The sequence below is a fragment of the Pseudomonas sp. NC02 genome (assembly GCF_002874965.1).
In the GTDB taxonomy this organism is placed as follows: Bacteria; Pseudomonadota; Gammaproteobacteria; order Pseudomonadales; family Pseudomonadaceae; genus Aquipseudomonas.
This window is the reverse complement of record NZ_CP025624.1, coordinates 677,395-695,351: the sequence shown is the minus strand read 5'-3', so window position 1 is coordinate 695,351 and position 17,957 is coordinate 677,395. Positions and strand designations below refer to the sequence as shown.

Here is a 17,957-nt window from a genome sequence, read left to right as displayed (position 1 = left end):
GAATCGGATGGCCGCATGACCGACAGTTTCGTCACCCAGTGCCCACACTGCCAAGCACGCTTTCGCGTCAACCACGCTCAATTGAGCGTGGCCCGTGGCGTGGTGCGCTGTGGGTCGTGCCTGCAAGTGTTCAATGCCGCTCGCCAACTGCTGGAGCAGCGCGCCAATGCGCCCGCGCCCCAGGCACCACCTGCGGCAGAGCCGCCGGCAGCCGTAGAACCGCCACCCCAAGCGCCGCGAGCCATCAGCCAGAAGCAATGGACCGCCGAAGAGCTGGACCTGGATAACCTGGACCTCGACGTAGAACTGGCCAAGCTGGAACGCCGCGAGATCCAGCACACCCAACCCGTGGGTGCCGACCGTCGCCAGCCCGGCGCCGATCGTCGGCAAAAGGAAGATGCCCTCAGCGCCAGCCGTGATACGGCCAAGGCCGAGGAAGAGCAATGGGCCTCCAGCCTGTTCAGCGAACCCCGGGATGAACGGGCCCAAGCCCCGCAAACGGTCGACGAGGAACCGCAACCGGCCAAGGCAAGCCCAGGCAAACCCAAGCGCACCGAACCGTCGATGTCGTTTGAAGCGGTCGAGCCGGACGACGAACCACCGCTGCACACAAGCACCACCGATGACGAACTCGACCCACCGGTAACCGCCGTAGCAGACGAGCCGGAACCCGAACAACCGGAACGCCCGCAGCCCAAACGCAAGCGCCCTCGCCCCGAGGCCGGCGCCCACGACGACCTGCTTTCGGACCTGGAAGACGACCCGCTGCACCTGTATTCCCGGAAGCGCTCCTCCGGCTGGGGCCGCCGTTTGTTCTGGGGCTTGCTGGTGCTGCTGGCCGCCGCCGGCCTGGCGGGACAATACGTCGCCTACCAATTCGACGACCTGGCACGCCAGGACGCCTACCGCCCATGGTTCCAGGAACTGTGCCCGAAACTGGGCTGCACCGTGCCATCCCGGGTCGATATCGCCCACATCAAGAGCAGCAACCTGGTGGTGCGCAGCCACCCGGAGTTTGCCGGTGCCCTGGTGGTAGACGCGATCATCTATAACCGCGCGACATTCTCCCAACCGTTCCCGCTGCTGGAGCTACGCTTTGCCGACATGAACGGGAATATGATCGCCAGTCGTCGCTTCAAACCCGCCGAATACCTCAGCGGCGAGTTGGCAGGCGTGACCGAGATGCCCTCCCAGACGCCGATCCACATTGCCCTGGACATCCTCGACCCGGGCAACAAAGCGGTGAATTACAGCCTGAGCTTCCACTCCCCCGAGTGAAACGGCTGCCTGGCCGGTGCTTGACGGCAGATTATTGACTGCATCGCCTTTGACCAAACCTGCGGCGATAAGAAAATAACTGCTCAGATTTTATCCAATTCAGCCTTTATCCAGTCATCGAGAGCGGGTATCATGCCAACCCTTTTTCGAACTCTAATGATCCGGCCCCACAACAGGGAAGTCCTATGTCGGCGGTACGCATCGGCCCATACACATTGCACAACGGCTTGATCCTCGCCCCGATGGCGGGCGTCACCGACCAGCCCTTTCGTCAGCTTTGCAAGCGTTTGGGCGCAGGGCTTGTAGTCTCGGAAATGGTCACCAGCGACATGAGCCTGTGGAACACCCGCAAATCGCGGATGCGCATGATCCACGAAGGTGATCCCGAGCCCCGCTCGGTACAGATCGCCGGCGGTGATGCGCAGATGCTGGCGGATGCGGCCCGGGCCAACGTGGAGTTGGGGGCGCAGATTATTGATATCAACATGGGTTGCCCGGCCAAGAAGGTCTGCAACAAGGCCGCAGGTTCTGCCCTGTTGAAGGATGAGCAGTTGGTGAGCGAGATCCTGCATGCCGTTGTCGCTGCAGTGGATGTGCCGGTCACCCTGAAGATCCGCACCGGTTGGGACCGGGACAACAAGAATGGCCTGACGGTGGCGAAGATCGCCGAGCAGGCGGGCATTACAGCGCTGGCGGTGCATGGCCGCACCCGCGCCGACCTTTACACCGGTGAAGCCGAGTACGACACCATTGCCGCGATCAAGCAGGCGGTGTCGATTCCCGTCTTTGCCAACGGCGACATCGACTCAGCCGAGAAAGCCCGGCGCGTGCTGCACGCGACCGGCGCCGATGGCCTGTTGATTGGCCGGGCTGCCCAGGGGCGGCCGTGGATTTTTCGTGAGATCGAGCATTTTCTGCGTACCGGCGAAACCTTGCCGGCACCGGAGCTGATCGAGGTGGAACGTATTCTGCTAGAGCATCTGGCCGCCCTGCACGCCTTCTACGGAGACGTGATGGGAGTACGCATTGCTCGCAAGCATGTGGGCTGGTATCTCGCAACCTTGCCGGGCGCCAGGGAGTTTCGCGCCCACTTCAATCGTTTGGATGATACGGAAGCACAGTGCGCCAACGTTCGTGAGTTCTTCTCCGAGCGTTACAAGAGCCTGGTGACAGGGGACGGAGAAGGGGTGGCCGCATGACGATGATGACCGAGACTTTAGTGAGTGGAACAACACCCGTGAGCGACAACGTCAATTTGAAACAGCACCTCAACACGCCGAGCGAAGAAGGCCAGACCCTTCGCGGGAGTGTCGAGAAGGCGCTGCACAATTATTTCGCCCACCTTGAGGGCGCTGCCGTCACGGACGTGTACAACCTGGTGCTCTCCGAAGTCGAAGCGCCGTTGCTCGAAAGCGTGATGAACTACGTCAAGGGCAACCAGACCAAGGCCAGTGAGCTGCTCGGTCTGAACCGTGGCACGCTGCGCAAGAAACTCAAGCAGTACGATTTGCTGTAAGCATTCAATCAAACCAGAAAGGCGCCCGCGTAAAAACGGACGCCTTTTTTGCTGACTCCTTTGCTTTTGATGGAAATTGAAATGACCGACCAGACTACCCGCCTGCCGATCCGCCGTGCCTTGATCAGTGTCTCCGACAAGACCGGGATCCTCGAATTTGCCCGGGAGCTGGAAGCCCTGGGCGTGGAGATTCTCTCCACCGGCGGGACCTTCAAACTGCTGCAGGACAACGGCGTGGCCGCAGTGGAAGTGGCGGACTACACCGGTTTCGCAGAAATGATGGACGGTCGGGTCAAGACCCTGCACCCGAAAATCCACGGCGGGATCCTCGGTCGTCGCGGTATCGACGACGCCATCATGAGCGAGCACGGCATCAAGCCGATCGACCTGGTGGCCGTTAACCTGTACCCGTTCGAAGCCACCATCAACAAGCCAGGCTGCGACCTGCCGACCGCCATCGAAAACATCGATATCGGCGGCCCGACCATGGTTCGCTCGGCAGCCAAGAACCACAAAGACGTGGCCATCGTGGTGAACGCCAGCGACTACGCCAACGTACTGGAAAGCCTGAAAGCCGGCGGCCTGACCTACGCCCAGCGCTTCGACCTGATGCTCAAGGCCTTCGAACACACCGCTGCCTACGACGGCATGATCGCCAACTACATGGGCACCGTGAACCAGGCCGCTGAAACCCTCAGCACAGAAGGTCGCAGCCAGTTCCCGCGCACCTTCAACAGCCAGTTCATCAAGGCCCAGGAAATGCGCTACGGCGAGAACCCGCACCAGAGCGCGGCGTTCTACGTCGAGGCCAAGCCTGCTGAAGTCGGCATCGCCACCGCGACCCAACTGCAAGGCAAAGAGCTGTCGTACAACAACGTGGCCGACACCGACGCCGCGCTGGAATGTGTGAAGAGCTTCGTCAAGCCAGCCTGCGTGATCGTCAAGCACGCCAACCCGTGCGGCGTGGCCGTGAGCCCGGACGCTGAAGGCGGTATCCGCCAGGCCTACGAACTGGCCTACGCCACCGACACCGAGTCGGCCTTCGGCGGCATCATCGCCTTCAACCGTGAGCTGGACGCCGAGACCGCCAAGGCGATCGTCGAGCGTCAGTTCGTTGAAGTGATCATCGCGCCATCCGTCAGTGAAGAGGCTCGCGCCATCGTTGCCGCCAAGGCCAATGTGCGCCTGCTGGCGTGCGGCGAGTGGTCGGCCGAGCGTGCCGCTGCCTGGGACTACAAGCGCGTCAACGGCGGCTTGCTGGTACAGAGCCGTGACATCGGCATGATCGGCAGCGCCGATCTGAAAGTGGTGACCAAGCGCGCCCCGACCGAACAGGAAATCAACGACCTGATCTTCGCCTGGAAAGTCGCCAAGTACGTTAAATCCAACGCCATCGTCTACGCCAAGAACCGCCAGACCATCGGTGTCGGCGCGGGCCAGATGAGCCGCGTGAATTCGGCACGTATTGCTGCGATCAAGGCAGAACATGCCGGCTTGCAGGTGCAGGGTTCGGTGATGGCGTCCGACGCATTCTTCCCGTTCCGTGATGGCCTGGACAACGCCGCGAAAGCCGGTGTTACCGCCGTGATCCAACCGGGCGGCTCGATGCGTGACGCAGAAGTGATTGCAGCGGCTGATGAAGCCGGCATTGCCATGGTCTTCACCGGCATGCGCCACTTCCGTCACTGATTGCTCGTTCCCACGCTCTGCGTGGGAATGCAGCCCGGGACGCTCCGCGTCCCAAAGCGTGACGCAGAGCGTCACAAGAGGCATTCCCACGCAGAGCGTGGGAACGGTCAGAATTCAGCGTCATCCGAGGTTTTTTGAAATGAATGTTTTGATCATTGGCAGCGGTGGCCGTGAACACGCCCTGGCCTGGAAAGTTGCCCAGGACCCACGTGTCCAGAAAGTTTTCGTCGCCCCCGGCAACGCCGGTACCGCCATTGAAGCCAAGTGCGAAAACGTCGCCATCGACGTGTTGGCCCTTGAGCAACTGGCGGACTTTGCCGAGAAAAACGTTTCCCTGACCATCGTCGGCCCGGAAGTGCCCTTGGTAGCTGGCGTTGTGGACCTGTTCCGCAGCCGCGGCCTGGACTGCTTCGGCCCAACCGCCGGCGCTGCCCAGCTGGAAGGCTCGAAAGCCTTCACCAAGGATTTCCTGGCGCGCCACAAGATCCCGACCGCCGACTACCAGAACTTCACCGAGATCGAGCCGGCCCTGGCCTACCTGCGTGAAGTCGGTGCACCGATCGTGATCAAGGCCGACGGCCTGGCCGCCGGTAAAGGCGTGATCGTCGCAATGACCCTGGCTGAAGCCGAAGACGCCGTGCGCGACATGCTCGCCGGCAACGCTTTCGGTGAAGCCGGTTCGCGCGTGGTGATCGAAGAGTTCCTCGACGGCGAAGAAGCCAGCTTCATCGTGATGGTCGACGGCAAGAACGTACTGCCGATGGCCACCAGCCAGGACCACAAACGTGTGGGTGACGGCGACAGCGGCCCGAACACCGGCGGCATGGGCGCCTACTCCCCGGCGCCAGTGGTTACCGCCGAAGTGCACAAGCGCGTGATGGACCTGGTCATCTGGCCAACCGTGCGCGGCATGGCCGATGAAGGCAATGTATACACCGGTTTCCTGTACGCCGGCTTGATGATCGACAAGGCCGGCAATCCGAAAGTCATCGAGTTCAACTGCCGCTTCGGCGACCCGGAAACCCAACCGGTGATGCTGCGCCTGCAATCGAGCCTGGTGCTGTTGGTTGAAGCTGCGCTGGCCCAGGCCCTGGACAAGGTCGAAGCCCAGTGGGACCCGCGCCCGAGCGTCGGCATCGTGCTGGCCGCCGGCGGCTACCCGGCCGACTACGCCAAGGGCGATGTGATTGAAGGTCTGGACGCGGCTGCTACGCTGGAAGGCAAGGTGTTCCACGCGGGCACCGCGCTCAAGGATGGCAAGGTCGTCACCGCCGGTGGTCGCGTACTGTGCGCAACCGCCATGGGCAGCAGCGTAGATGCCGCTCAGCAACAGGCTTACAAGCTGGCGGCGAAGATCGACTGGAAAGGCTGCTTCTACCGCACCGACATTGGCTACCGCGCCATTGCCCGTGAGCGTGGCGAAAGTCAGTAAACAGCTATCCGTTCGGTTAGGCAGGGGCCTCTGGCCCTTGCCCTACGCTTGTGGCCCCGCGCATAGTTATACCCATGCATCAACCTACGAAGGGATTTCGCCGTGCGCTGGCTCAGGATCGCCATAGGTTTCACTGTCAGTCTGCTGACCTTGCTCTGCTTGCTCCCGGCCCAGGCCGCCGCACAAGGCAGTGGCTGGGCAGTATTGCTTGATGAACAGGCCGATCTGCAACTGAGCGACATCCGCTCGCCCCGCTACATCAATCAATTCAGCCCCATCGAACTGGACCGGATTACCGCCGCGCAACCGGACGGTGCGTTGTGGGTACGCTTCAGGCTGCAACCCGGCAAACACGAGCAAGTGCTGCGGGTATTCGCCCCTGACCTGTCTCACCTGAACCTGTATGTACTCGACGGCGACACCCTGGTGGAGCAGGAAGCTACCGGCACCCGCCAGCCCCAGGCCGAGCGCCCGCTGCCCAGCAGCGACTTCATGCTGCCGATGCCGCAAAGCCAGAAGCCGCTGGACGTGTACCTGCGCATGGTCTCGGAACACGAGCTGCGCCCCTACATCACCCTTGAGCCGGCCGTGCTGGCTGCGGCCAACCAGAACCAGACGCTGATCTACGGGCTGCTGTTCGGTTGCCTGGTGATGCTGATCCTGCACAACCTCACCCGCTACGCCTACCATCGCTCCCGCAGCAGCCTGTGGCTCGCCGCCTGCGAATTGCTGTTGCTGCTGAGCCTTGCGCTGCTGCTCAACGTGCTGGGCCCGTGGCTGCCGAACTGGCACGCGGTACAAACCCCCGGCGCCTACCTCGCCCTGCTGCTGACCGCGCCGTGCGGGCTGATGTTTGCCTACCGCTTCTTTGCGCCACTGGGCCCGCATCCGCTGAACAAGCTGTTGATGGCCGACATCCTGCTGATCGTCCTGACCGGCCTGTTGCTGCTGTTCGTCAACACCTTGCCCCTGAACATCATCACCTACGCCCTGGTGGCGCTGGCCGGCCTGAGCATGTTGTTCGTCTCGGCCTATCACTGGCAAAAGGGCTACCGCCCGGCGCGCCTGTTCATGCTGGCGATGGTGATCTTCAACATCGGCACGCTGATTATTCTCCCGGCCTTGCTGGGCCTGACGCTGGTGCCGCCACAAGGCTTGATCATCACCCTGCTCGGCTTTATCTGCCTCAGTGGCCTGTTGATGAGCCTGGCCCTGGGCGAACGCCAGCGCGCCATCACCGAAGACAACTTCAGCCTCAGCCGCGACCTGGCGGCCAGCAACGCCGAAATCGCCGCCAAGGCCGAATTCCTGGCGAAGATCAGCCACGAAATTCGCACGCCCATGAACGGCGTGCTGGGCATGACCGAACTGCTGCTGGGCACCCCGCTTTCAGTCAAGCAACGCGACTACGTGCAAACCATCCACAGCGCCGGCAACGAACTGCTCACCCTGATCAACGAGATTCTCGACATCTCCAAGCTGGAATCCGGGCAGATCGAATTGGACGATGTGCAGTTCGACCTCAACGCGCTGATCGAAGACTGCCTGAGTATTTTCCGCGCCAAGGCCGAGCAGCAGAACGTCGAGCTGATCAGCTTTATCCAGCCCCAGGTACCCCGGGTGATCAGCGGCGACCCGACGCGGCTGCGCCAGGCACTGTTGAGCCTGCTGGAAAATGCCCTGCAAAAAACCGATGAAGGCGAAGTACTGATCGTCGTCGCACTGGACGAGCGCAGCAGCAAACCGCGCCTGCGCATTGCCGTGCAAGACAGCGGCCTGCCGATGGAACCCGCCGAGCGCGACGCCCTGCTGCACAGCGAGTTGCACAGCAAGAACTTCCTCTCTGCCACCCGCCTGAGCGGCCATCTGGGCCTGGTCATTGCCCGCCAGCTGATCCTGTTGATGAACGGCGAATTCGGCATCAAAAGTGGCAGCCAGCAAGGCAGCACCCTGTGGCTGACCTTGCCGCTGGATCCGGAACGCCTGGAGCACCCGACCTCCGACCTCGACGGCCCGCTCAAGGGCGCGCGCGTGCTGGTGGTGGACGACAACGACACCTGCCGCAAAGTGCTGGTGCAGCAATGCACGGCCTGGGGCCTGAACGTGAGCGCCGTGCCTTCGGGCAAGGAAGCCCTGGCGCTGCTGCGCACCAAGGCGCACCTGCGGGACTATTTCGACGTGGTGCTGCTGGACCAGAACATGCCCGGCATGACCGGCATGCAACTGGCGGCGAAGATCAAGGAAGACCCGAGCCTGAACCACGACATCCTGCTGATCATGCTCACCGGCATCAGCAATGCGCCGAGCAAGATCATCGCGCGCAACTGCGGGATCAAGCGCATCCTCGCCAAACCCGTGGCCGGCTATACCCTCAAGACCACCCTTGCCGATGAGTTGACCCAGCGCAGCAAGGGCTCCGTGCAACCACGCCAGCCGGCGATCAGCGCGCCGGCCCCGGTGACCGTGCCGAGTGACTTCCGGATCCTGGTGGCGGAGGACAACAGCATCTCCACCAAGGTGATTCGCGGCATGCTCGGCAAGCTCAACCTGCAGCCCGACACCGCCAGCAACGGCGAAGAAGCCCTGCAGGCAATGAAGGCCCAGCGCTACGACCTGGTGTTGATGGACTGTGAAATGCCGATCCTCGACGGCTTCTCCGCCACCCAGCAACTGCGCGCGTGGGAGGTCAGCAACCAGCGGATTCGTACGCCAATCGTGGCACTCACCGCGCACATTCTTTCGGAACATAAAGAGCGTGCACGCCAGGCCGGGATGGACGGGCACATGGCCAAGCCGGTGGAGTTGTCGCAATTGCGCGAGCTGGTGGAGTACTGGGTGGCACAGCGCCAACAGCGCCCTGAGCACGCTCCCACCTGACCCATGCATGACGCAGATCAAAATGTGGGAGCGGCGGTGCGACGATTCGACTTGCTCGCGAAAGCGGTGTGTCAGTCAAACATGTATTGGCTGACACACCGCTTTCGCGAGCAAGCCCGCTCCCACATTGGATTGTTGTCGCTTCACAGATAGCGCTCAGCCACAGGCCTGATAAACTCCCGCTCGCCCTCCTTCGCTGCGAGCTCCCACCATGCTCCACGTGCTATTCAGCGTTTACCTGAAGATGCTGGTGCTCTACAGCCCCTTCTTCGTGCTCTCCTGCTTTATCAGCCTGACTCGCGGTTACTCCAGCAAGGAGCGGCGGCGCCTGGCCTGGAAAGTGGCCCTCGCCACCCTGGTATCGAGCGTGTTGCTCTACCTGTTCGGCCGGGTGATTTTCAGTGTGTTCGGCATCACCGTCGACGCCTTCCGCATCGGCGCCGGCAGTGTGCTGTTCATCTCGGCCCTGGGCATGGCCCAGGGCAAGTCAGCGGTGCAGACCGACAACGTGCAGCAGGACGTGACCATCGTGCCGCTGACCATTCCCCTGACCGTCGGCCCCGGCACCATCGGTGCGCTGCTGGTGATGGGCGTCAGCCAGCCGCACTGGGACGACAAGATCACCGCGATCCTCAGTATCGCCCTGGCCAGCCTGACGGTGGGCGTGGTGCTGTACCTGTCCAACCGTATCGAACGCATCCTCGGCGACCAGGGCTTGCAGATTGTCAGCCGGTTGATGGGGCTGTTCGTGTGCGCCCTGGCCGCACAAATCATCTTCACCGGTGTACGCGGTTACCTGGTGCCGTAGATCAAATCCTGTAGTTGGCGATAGCCAGGCGGACCTTGTCCCCTGCGCTGTCCCGCAGCAGTTGAATCGTGTCTTCGTTGACCACCGAGCTGTTCAGCACCAGGCACGTGCGGCCACTGAAGGCCTCGACGGATGCACTGTCCCACTCCAGAAACGGTATGCCCAGTTGCTTGCTGACGCCGTGGGAGCTGTACGTCACCAGCACCATCGAAACTTCCCCGGCGATTTCCGAGCAGGACGCCAAGCCGAAATCGCCACCGTCACGCGTGGTGGTATTTCGCTTGAATAACTCAAATGAGGCCGGGAGCTGCTTCAAGGTTTCAACCGCCTCCGCCACCCGTTTGGGCAATACACTGATCAGCGGCCCCGACAGAAACGTCGAGGCCACGGTGGCCGCCATCAGGTTCAGCGCCGCCAGCTGTACCGACAGCCCCTTGCGAGAGGTGTACACCCGCTCGAAACTGCTCCTGACCGGCATCCAGCCGAGGCTGCTCATGACCTTGATGAATTCGTTGTACCAGGCCTCTGTGCCCCGGGCGACCCGCAGCACATCGCTGACGTAGCTGCTCGCCAGCAAATAGCTTTTGCGGGTGTACTCCTTGTTGAGGCTGGTCATGCCTTGCACAAACGACATGACGCTGTTGTTCACCACCGCCGCGTCCAGCTCATCATCCGCCTCGGGCTTCACCGGCGCGCTCAACCCCGACGCGAGGCCGGGCGCGCCCGGAAGCCGGTAAGCGGCAATCAGCTTCCTCCTTTTTGCGCTGTTGATCCGTTTGTTGTTTCGCTCCATAGCCATTTCTCCATAACCCCCAACATGGGGCTCAACGCCAACACTAGTCGACTTGCCGGGGATTTTGAGCTGCTGGAAATTGACCACGGGACGCGCCGCGACCCGCAGGAAAAATCACTGCAGGCGGCGCAGCTGAGTAAACGCTGGGGATGAGGCGGCGGCACACAAAAGCGCCGTGCTTTTCTTCAAGCCGTAGAGAAAGGTATGACTTGAGCCGATGCAAAAAAACCTCGGCAAGCAGACCTTTCCGGCATCAATGACTGACGTTTCAAGGCGGCCCCATGGCGGGGCCGCCGTTGTTTTCAGGAGGCGGGTTTCTCGCCGTACCAACGTGGCGTGTAGACCCACTCGCCACCACCTGCCCGCGCAAAGACGCAGGTGGTGGACGAACCGATCAGCACCATGGTGCGCATGTCCACCTGCTCCGGCGTCAGTTGCCCCAGGGTGGTGACTCGCAGGGTCTGGCCCGGGCGACCGATGTCACGGCCCAAGACCACCGGTGTTTCAGGCGTGCGGTGCTGCGCGACGATTTCCAGGGCGCGTCCCAACTGCCAGGGCCGCGCACGGGAGATCGGGTTATAGAACGCCAGCGCCAGGTCGGCCTGGGACGCCAGGTCCAGGCGCTTCTCGATGATCGACCAGGGTTTGAGGTTGTCCGACAGTGACATCACACAGAAGTCATGCCCCAGCGGGGCACCTGCCTGGGCCGCCGTGGCGAGGGATGCCGATACGCCCGGCAAAATCTCCAGGTCGACCTGATGCCAGGCCGGGTCGCTGGACTCGTGCAAGGCTTCGATCACCGCAGCGGCCATGGCGAATACACCCGGGTCACCCGAGGAAACCACCACCACCGAACGCCCCTGCGCCGCCAGCTCAAAGGCATGACGCGCACGCTGCATCTCTTCGCGATTGTCGGTGCAATGCTGGATCTGGTCCGCGCGGAACGGCCCGGCCATGCGCACATAGGTTTCGTAACCCAGCACGTCGGTGCAGCGGGCCAGCTCGGCTTTTACTGCCGGTACCATCAGTTCGGCAGCGCCGGGGCCCAGACCGATCACCGCGAGGCGGCCACGGGGACGACCGATCAGGGACAGGTCCAGAGGGGCCTCGGCCACCGTGATCGCGATGTCCGCCTGAGGCGCCAGATCGGCGAAGCGCAATGGCACGCCCAGCTCCAACGCCGCTTCGTGCAATGACGAATCGGCCATCTCCGTTTCAGCCGCCAGCAAGCAAGCCAGGGACTGCACGGCGAGCCCGGCATCCTGCAACGCCGCACGAATTCGCCCGGCCAGTTGCGGCCCCGGCTGGCAGGTAACCAGCACCGTCTTCGGATAAATCAGCAACTCATTGGCCGCAGGTGTGCGCTCGGCACTGCCGACGTGAATCGCCAAGCGCGCCTGTTGATCCTGGGGCAAGTTGGCCTGATCCAGCCACGGCGCCGCGCCTTCAATGCGTACTGATTCGCCAGCCAGCAAATCCGAGACAAAGCGTTTGCCCAGCTCCAGATCCCCCAGCTGATAACCATGGGGCGGGTTGAGCAGGCAGGTACCAAAACGCAGCTCGCCACTGGTAGTGATCGCGGCGGCAACGTCCAGGGCAGCGGCGATTTCCCGCGCCATTACGTTTACGCCACCGAGGCCACCGAGCAACGGCACCACCGCGCTGCCGTCTTCGGCGACGGCCAGCACAGCAGGCTCGACGCCTTTCTCCAGCAGCAGCGGCGCCAGGGTGCGGATCACAATCCCGGCGGCACACAGGGCGATGATCGGCGTGCCCTGTTGATACAACTGGCGCACTGTGGCGCCGAATTCGTTATAGGCCTGATCTGCGCCCTCGACCCGCCCGGCCAGGCCGTGGATCAGTGCGTCGGGATACACCTGCTGGATAGCGCGGGCCGTGGCGAGGCTGCCCTGCCCCAGGATGACAATCGCGGGAGCCGTCATCAGCCTTGCCACCTTTCACCAGGAACGATGATCAACGAGAAATACGGCGAGGACGTCGGATCGACCTGATCCAGAGCGACGATTTTCTGATTGGCCATGGTCGCGCGCTCGACGTACAACGCCCGGCTCGCCAATCCCAATTCTTCCAGTACCTGACGCACCTTGGTGAAGTTGCGCCCCAGCTTCATGATCACCGCCGCGTCGGCATCCGCCAGGCGACGCTTGAGTTCGTCATGGGGCAGCACGCCGGAAAGCACCGACAGGCTCTGGTTGCGGTACACCAACGGTGCGCCCAGTACAGAGGCGCCACCGAGCATCGAGCACACACCCGGGATCACCTGGGCTTCGTAGCGCTCGGCCAGGCGGTCGTGCAAATACATGTAGGAGCCGTAGAAGAACGGGTCGCCTTCACAGATCACCGCCACATCGCGCCCCGCGTCCAGATGTGCCGCAACGTCGACACTGGCGGTGTCGTAGAAATCGCTGATCACTTGCTCGTAGGACAGCGGCGCCGGCAACACTTCAGTGGTCACCGGGTACACCAGCGGCATCAGGGTTTGCTGGGGCACCAAATGGTCTTCGATGATGCCGAAGGCGTTGCCCTTCTTGCCCTTGGCCACGAAGTACGCCACCACCGGCGATTCGCGCAGCAGGCGCAGGGCTTTGAGGGTAATCAGTTCCGGATCGCCGGGGCCTACGCCCAGGCCAATCAAACGTCCGCGTGCCGGCATCATTCTACCTCCGTGGCCAAGGCGTTGACCGCGGCGGCGGCCATCGCACTGCCGCCGAGGCGGCCCTGCATGATCACGAACGGTACGCCGCGGCTGTCTGCCGCCAGCATCGCCTTGGATTCGGCGGCGCCGACAAAGCCCACCGGGAACCCGAGGATCAGTGCAGGTTTTGGCGCGCCGGCGTCGAGCATTTCCAGCAGGTAAAACAGCGCTGTCGGCGCATTGCCGATCACCACCACACTGCCTTCCAGGTGCGGGCGCCACAGCTCCAGGGCGGCGGCGGAACGGGTGTTGCCCAACTCGCGGGCCAACTCCGGCACGCTGTCGTCGCGCAGGGTGCAGATCACCTGATTGTTGGCCGGCAGGCGCGTACGGGTCACGCCTTCGGAGACCATCCGCGCATCACACAGGATCGGCGCGCCAGCGGCCAGGGCTTCGCGCCCGGCCTTGCCGGCACCTTCGGAAAATTGCAGGCCGTCGATGGCGTCGACCATGCCGCAGGCATGAATCACCCGCACCGCGAGTTTTTCCAGGTCGGCAGGGATGCGATCAAGCCGGGCTTCTGCGCGAATGATCGCGAAGGAGTTGCGATAGATCTCCTGACCGTCGCGGATGTAATCAATCATCGGTGTTGCTCCGTGGGTGAGCGCGCAACAAGGCGCCCGCCGCTTCAATAGAAAGAGTGCGCGCGTGCAGGCGGCCGAAACCGGGCAGGCCTGCGTCGCGAAAATAGAGGTCGTAGTGGCCGGGACTTACCGCCAGCAGGGTGACCGGCGCGGTGTGTGCGGCCGCGCAGGAACGCGGGCAGCCGGACAGGTGCACGCTGTGGCCGGGCGCTAGCGCGGCCAGTTGCACGGCGTCGGCCTTGGTGTCGGACAGGCCTTTGGCGCAACCGCCGGCGCCGGTGCAGGCGATCATCCGTGCGAGGGGTTGGTCCACCGAACACAAAAAGCCAAGCTGTTCGAGGCGTTCGGTGACAGCCGCCGCATCCTGGATATTGGGCAGCAGCAGGCCTTGCCATGGCGTGACACGCAAGGTGGCGTCGCCATGGTCGACGGCCAGTTGCGCAGCGCCCCTGAGCATCGCCGAATCCAGGCGGCCCAAGGGTGCGACGGCGGCGACGTAGACCTGGTTTTTTTGGCGCTGTGGATAACTTCCCAGGTGCAGCGGCGCGGGGTTGGAGTGCCTTGAAAAGCCATCAACCGGCTGCAATGGCATATTCAGCTGCCGCAAAAAGTTATCCACAGCGGTTTCAGCCAGCAGGTGGCGCATGCGGGTTTGATCAGGCCGGGCCAGCTCAAGGAACCGCTCCAGCACCGCCACCACCAGTGCATGCCCTTGTGCCAAAGGTACCGCCGCCAAGGGCGCATCCCGCGCCGGGCAGCCTGCCAGGCCGAATGCCAACAGCGTGTTGCCATTGGCATCGAAGGCTGACAGCCACAGGTCGTGATGATGCTCGAGCATGGCCAGGGCTTCACCGCCGTCCAGTTGCACGGCGAACTTGGCCGACAGCTCATGGAAACGCGGGTGGGTTTCCAGGGTGGTGAGGATCTGGTCGGCCAACGGTCGGGTATCGAACAGCATCTCGCGGTCAATGCCGGCACTGGGGCTGAGCATCAGGTTGCGCACATCATCACCGGCGGCACGCTTGGGGCCCAGGTCGGCGGCCAGCAAGGCGGCGATCAATGCATCCTGTTCGGCGCCGATCCCGCGAATCTGCAGGTTGGCGCGGTTGGTCGCCTCGATCACCCCGCCGGCATGGGCCTGGGCGGCGTCGGCCACGGCAAACGCCTGCTCGGCGCGGATCGAACCGCCCGCCAGTTTGATCCGGCAAATCCCGCCATCCAACGCCTGGACAATACGCAGCAACCCCGGACAGGCCGAGGGGCGCAAGGTATTGGAGGGTGGTATTGGTTTCACGGGGCTACCGGTTCACGGGTAAAGGCGCGGTATTATGCCTGCTTTGTCCGGCGGCATGAAAAGCCTGCCCGTCGGATGTCGTTCAAGGAATTCATATGTCGCCCTGGCTGACGGTAGTAGGCATCGGTGAAGACGGCTTCAAGGGCCTGGGCAGGAACGCCCGGCACGCCCTGTTGCGCGCCTCGCGCATTATTGGCGGGCAACGCCAGCTGGACTTGTTGCCGGTGTGCATCCGTGGCGAACGCCAGGTGTGGCCCAGCCCGTTTTCCCTGGAGCCGGTGCTGGCCAGGCGTGGTGAAGCGGTGTGCGTGCTGGCCAGCGGCGACCCGATGTTCTATGGCGTGGGTGCGAGCCTGGCGCGGCAGGTGCCGGCCGATGAGCTGCTGATTCTGCCGGCGCCCTCTTCCGTGTCCCTGGCGGCGGCGCGTCTGGGCTGGCCGTTGCAAGAGGTAGTGACGCTGTCGGTGGTTGCCCGGCCGATGGCGGCGCTGAATGCGCATCTGGCCAGCGGCGTGCGTTTGCTGGTGCTGAGCAATGACGGCCAGAGCCCGGCGGCGATTGCCACACAATTGGCCGAGCGCGGGTTTGGCGCAAGTCGCCTGAGTGTGTTTGAACACCTCGGCGGGCCGGATGAGCGGCGCATCGACGGCATCGCCCGGGATTGGCCTGGCGAACCGATTGCCGCGTTGAATCTGCTGGCCATCGACTGCGTGGCCGACGCCAACACAGCGCGCCTGTCACGCCTGGCAGGGCTGCCGGACTCGGCCTTCAGGCACGACGGCCAACTGACCAAGCGCGACGTGCGCGCCATGACCCTCGCCCGCCTCGCGCCGATGCCCGGCGAACTGCTGTGGGACGTGGGCGCGGGCAGCGGCTCCATCGGGATCGAATGGATGCGCGCCCACCCCAGCTGCCGCGCCCTGGCCATCGAGGCCGATGAAGGCCGGCAACTATTGATCGAACATAACCGTGATGCCCTTGGCGTACCCGGCCTGCAACTGATTCGCGGCACCGCGCCCCACGCCCTGAACGGGCTGGAAGCGCCCGACGCCATCTTCATCGGCGGCGGCGTCACCCGCGACGGCGTGCTCGACACTTGCTGGCAACACCTGCGCCCGGGCGGCCGGCTGGTGGCCAACGCCGTGACCCTGCAAAGTGAAATGACCCTGATGGCCTGGCGCGAACAACACGGCGGCGAGCTGACCCGCATTCATGTGGCCCAGGCCCAGCCACTGGGGGGCTTTGATACCTGGCGCCAGGCGCTGCCGATCACCCTGCTGGAAGTGATCAAGCCACTATGAAACGCATCCTGTTGTTGGGCGGCGTGACGGAAGCCCTGGCCATCGCCCGCACACTGGGGCCCGAACATATCTACAGCCTGGCGGGTGTTGGCCGCGTTCCCACCGACCTTACGTGCCAGGTGCGCGTCGGTGGCTATGGCGGCGCGGAAGGTTTGGCGCAGTTCATTCGCGATGAAGGTATCGACCTGGTGCTGGACGCGACCCATCCGTATGCCGCACAGATCAGCGCCAATGCCGCCCGTGCTGCTGGTGTGTGTGGCATTCCCTGCTGGGCCCTGCGCCGCCCGGCGTGGCAGCCACAGGCGGATGATGACTGGCGCGAAGTCGGTGACTGGGCGGAGTTGATTGAAGCTCTGAAACCCTTCAAGCGACCACTGTTCACGCTGGGCCGTGAACCGTTACAACACCTCGACGAAATCCCCGCCGAGCAGTTCTGGACACTGCGCGCACTGGATGTGTACCCCGGCAATGAACGCTGCGAAGTGATCGGCGCCCGTGGGCCGTTTTTGATCGAGGATGAGCGGGCATTGTTTGAGCGACGGCAAATTGATGTGCTGATCAGCAAGAACAGCGGCAGCACGGCTACCGAGCCGAAGCTGGAAGTGGCACGGGAGCGGGGGGTGCCGGTGTTGGTGTTGAGGCGGCCGGTGTTGGTGGCGGTGGATCAGGAGCTTTTGTCGCCCGCAGAAACAATCGAGTTATTGGCAGATTTCATTCGATAGATCAGGATCATCGCCCACCTCTATCAACTCTATTTGTGACTAAAGGGACGGCGATGAATCCACAACATGAACTGCTACACTCCAGAAACAGTTCAAGCCAGACTCAATTCTATTCAGGAGCTGACATGATAGACGTCAAAGAAGCCGTGCAAGTTGCCAAGGCAGCAGCCAATGACTTTCTCGGCCAGGAAACAGTGCTTCAGGACTTGATGCTTGAGGAAGTCGAGTTAAACCCAGGCGACAAAACGTGGGCAATAACACTTGGCTTCAATGTTCCAGCCCCTGATAAATATCAACGATTAGGCGCATCTTTAGCGGGACAAATGTACGCAAGAAAATATAAAACATTCTTCATTGACTCGGAGACTGGCGAGTTCCGCTCCATGAAGATCCGCGAAGTATGATCGAAACATATATCCGGCAATATCGAAGAAAAGGAATCATAGTCGACACTAACCTGCTGCTCTTGGCACTGATCGGAGGCACACCCAGTATTGCAGGCTTCAAAAGAACAAGCGGGTACACCGCCAAAGATTACAAACTTCTGCTTAACGTGATTGATCAATTCGAAAAGCTTATTTCAACTCCTCATATACTTGCGGAAGTCAGCAACCTTACAAACGGGCTTTATGGGAGCAAGCTACACGACTTCTACGCAACATTAAAAAAATCATTATCGACAGTCATTGAGATTCACTGCCCTGCTCTTGATATAAGTTGCGATTATGAGCTGTCGCCCTACGGACTTACCGACGTCGGTATTATCTGTGCAGCCAAAGATAATTATCTAGTTTTGACAGATGACCTAAGAGTCGCTGGATTTTCTCGTCAGCACAGCGTAGATGTCGTGAACTTCAATCACATACGGGAAGCAAGCTGGGACGTTTAAAGGCGTCTCACGGGATCATTCCCACACATCAGCGCAGGAACGATCGATCATCGAAGTG

The 17,957-nt window shown here is 62.4% G+C and carries 16 protein-coding genes; 11 read left to right on the top strand and 5 right to left on the bottom strand.

Annotation, left to right across the window (positions count from 1 at the left end):
• Window positions 1-15 precede the first annotated feature (15 nt).
• From C0058_RS03125 to C0058_RS03095, 7 genes are all read left to right on the top strand, one after another.
• On the top strand, window positions 16-1,278 hold the full coding sequence (locus C0058_RS03125; protein ID WP_102368012.1) for a DUF3426 domain-containing protein: 1,263 nt from the start codon (window positions 16-18) through the stop codon (window positions 1,276-1,278).
• A gap of 185 nt (window positions 1,279-1,463) precedes the next feature.
• Entirely contained in the window at window positions 1,464-2,477 is a 1,014-nt protein-coding gene (dusB, locus tag C0058_RS03120; RefSeq protein WP_003217321.1) for a tRNA dihydrouridine synthase DusB, read from the top strand.
• Entirely contained in the window at window positions 2,474-2,794 is a 321-nt protein-coding gene (gene fis, locus C0058_RS03115; RefSeq protein WP_003186237.1) for a DNA-binding transcriptional regulator Fis, read from the top strand. Before dusB ends, fis begins: the two co-directional genes overlap by 4 nt.
• Before the next feature lie 81 nt (window positions 2,795-2,875).
• Window positions 2,876-4,483 carry a bifunctional phosphoribosylaminoimidazolecarboxamide formyltransferase/IMP cyclohydrolase gene (purH, locus tag C0058_RS03110; RefSeq protein WP_003217323.1) on the top strand — a complete coding sequence of 536 codons (1,608 nt, stop codon included), beginning with the start codon at window positions 2,876-2,878 and terminating at the stop codon, window positions 4,481-4,483.
• Between the two features lie 139 nt (window positions 4,484-4,622).
• Entirely contained in the window at window positions 4,623-5,915 is a 1,293-nt protein-coding gene (purD, locus tag C0058_RS03105; protein ID WP_003217326.1) for a phosphoribosylamine--glycine ligase, read from the top strand.
• Window positions 5,916-6,017: 102 nt separating this feature from the next.
• Complete coding sequence (locus C0058_RS03100; RefSeq protein WP_003217328.1) at window positions 6,018-8,792, top strand: hybrid sensor histidine kinase/response regulator; 2,775 nt, start codon at window positions 6,018-6,020, stop codon at window positions 8,790-8,792.
• Window positions 8,793-9,003: 211 nt separating this feature from the next.
• Entirely contained in the window at window positions 9,004-9,600 is a 597-nt protein-coding gene (locus C0058_RS03095; RefSeq protein WP_003217330.1) for a MarC family protein, read from the top strand.
• A gap of 1 nt (window position 9,601) precedes the next feature.
• Here C0058_RS03095 and C0058_RS03090 read toward each other — a convergent pair whose 3' ends face one another.
• The 5 genes from C0058_RS03090 to cobG form a co-directional block, all read right to left on the bottom strand.
• Window positions 9,602-10,393, bottom strand: coding sequence for a hypothetical protein (locus C0058_RS03090; RefSeq protein ID WP_008439026.1), 792 nt, complete (start codon window positions 10,391-10,393; stop codon window positions 9,602-9,604).
• A gap of 302 nt (window positions 10,394-10,695) precedes the next feature.
• The gene (cobJ, locus tag C0058_RS03085) at window positions 10,696-12,336 is read right to left on the bottom strand and encodes a precorrin-3B C(17)-methyltransferase (RefSeq protein WP_102368011.1); all 1,641 of its coding nucleotides are present in this window, start codon (window positions 12,334-12,336) and stop codon (window positions 10,696-10,698) included.
• On the bottom strand, window positions 12,336-13,067 hold the full coding sequence (locus tag C0058_RS03080) for a precorrin-2 C(20)-methyltransferase (RefSeq protein WP_003217336.1): 732 nt from the start codon (window positions 13,065-13,067) through the stop codon (window positions 12,336-12,338). The genes cobJ and C0058_RS03080 overlap by 1 nt, the downstream gene beginning before the upstream one ends.
• On the bottom strand, window positions 13,067-13,693 hold the full coding sequence (locus tag C0058_RS03075; protein WP_003217338.1) for a precorrin-8X methylmutase: 627 nt from the start codon (window positions 13,691-13,693) through the stop codon (window positions 13,067-13,069). Before C0058_RS03075 ends, C0058_RS03080 begins: the two co-directional genes overlap by 1 nt.
• Window positions 13,686-14,987, bottom strand: coding sequence for a precorrin-3B synthase (gene cobG, locus C0058_RS03070; RefSeq protein ID WP_023659365.1), 1,302 nt, complete (start codon window positions 14,985-14,987; stop codon window positions 13,686-13,688). Before cobG ends, C0058_RS03075 begins: the two co-directional genes overlap by 8 nt.
• A 95-nt stretch (window positions 14,988-15,082) precedes the next feature.
• On the opposite strand from cobG, the gene cbiE reads away from it, so the two are divergent.
• The 4 genes from cbiE (at window position 15,083) to C0058_RS03050 (ending at window position 17,899) form a co-directional block, all read left to right on the top strand.
• Complete coding sequence (cbiE, locus tag C0058_RS03065) at window positions 15,083-16,288, top strand: precorrin-6y C5,15-methyltransferase (decarboxylating) subunit CbiE (protein WP_102368009.1); 1,206 nt, start codon at window positions 15,083-15,085, stop codon at window positions 16,286-16,288.
• Window positions 16,285-17,010: a cobalt-precorrin-6A reductase gene (locus C0058_RS03060; protein ID WP_102368008.1), complete on the top strand. Its 726-nt coding sequence runs from the start codon at window positions 16,285-16,287 to the stop codon at window positions 17,008-17,010. Before cbiE ends, C0058_RS03060 begins: the two co-directional genes overlap by 4 nt.
• Window positions 17,011-17,135: 125 nt before the next feature.
• A complete protein-coding gene (locus tag C0058_RS03055) occupies window positions 17,136-17,414 on the top strand; it encodes a hypothetical protein (protein ID WP_003217345.1) in 279 nt (92 codons plus the stop codon).
• On the top strand, window positions 17,411-17,899 hold the full coding sequence (locus C0058_RS03050; RefSeq protein WP_102368007.1) for a PIN domain-containing protein: 489 nt from the start codon (window positions 17,411-17,413) through the stop codon (window positions 17,897-17,899). The genes C0058_RS03055 and C0058_RS03050 overlap by 4 nt, the downstream gene beginning before the upstream one ends.
• Window positions 17,900-17,957 lie beyond the last annotated feature (58 nt).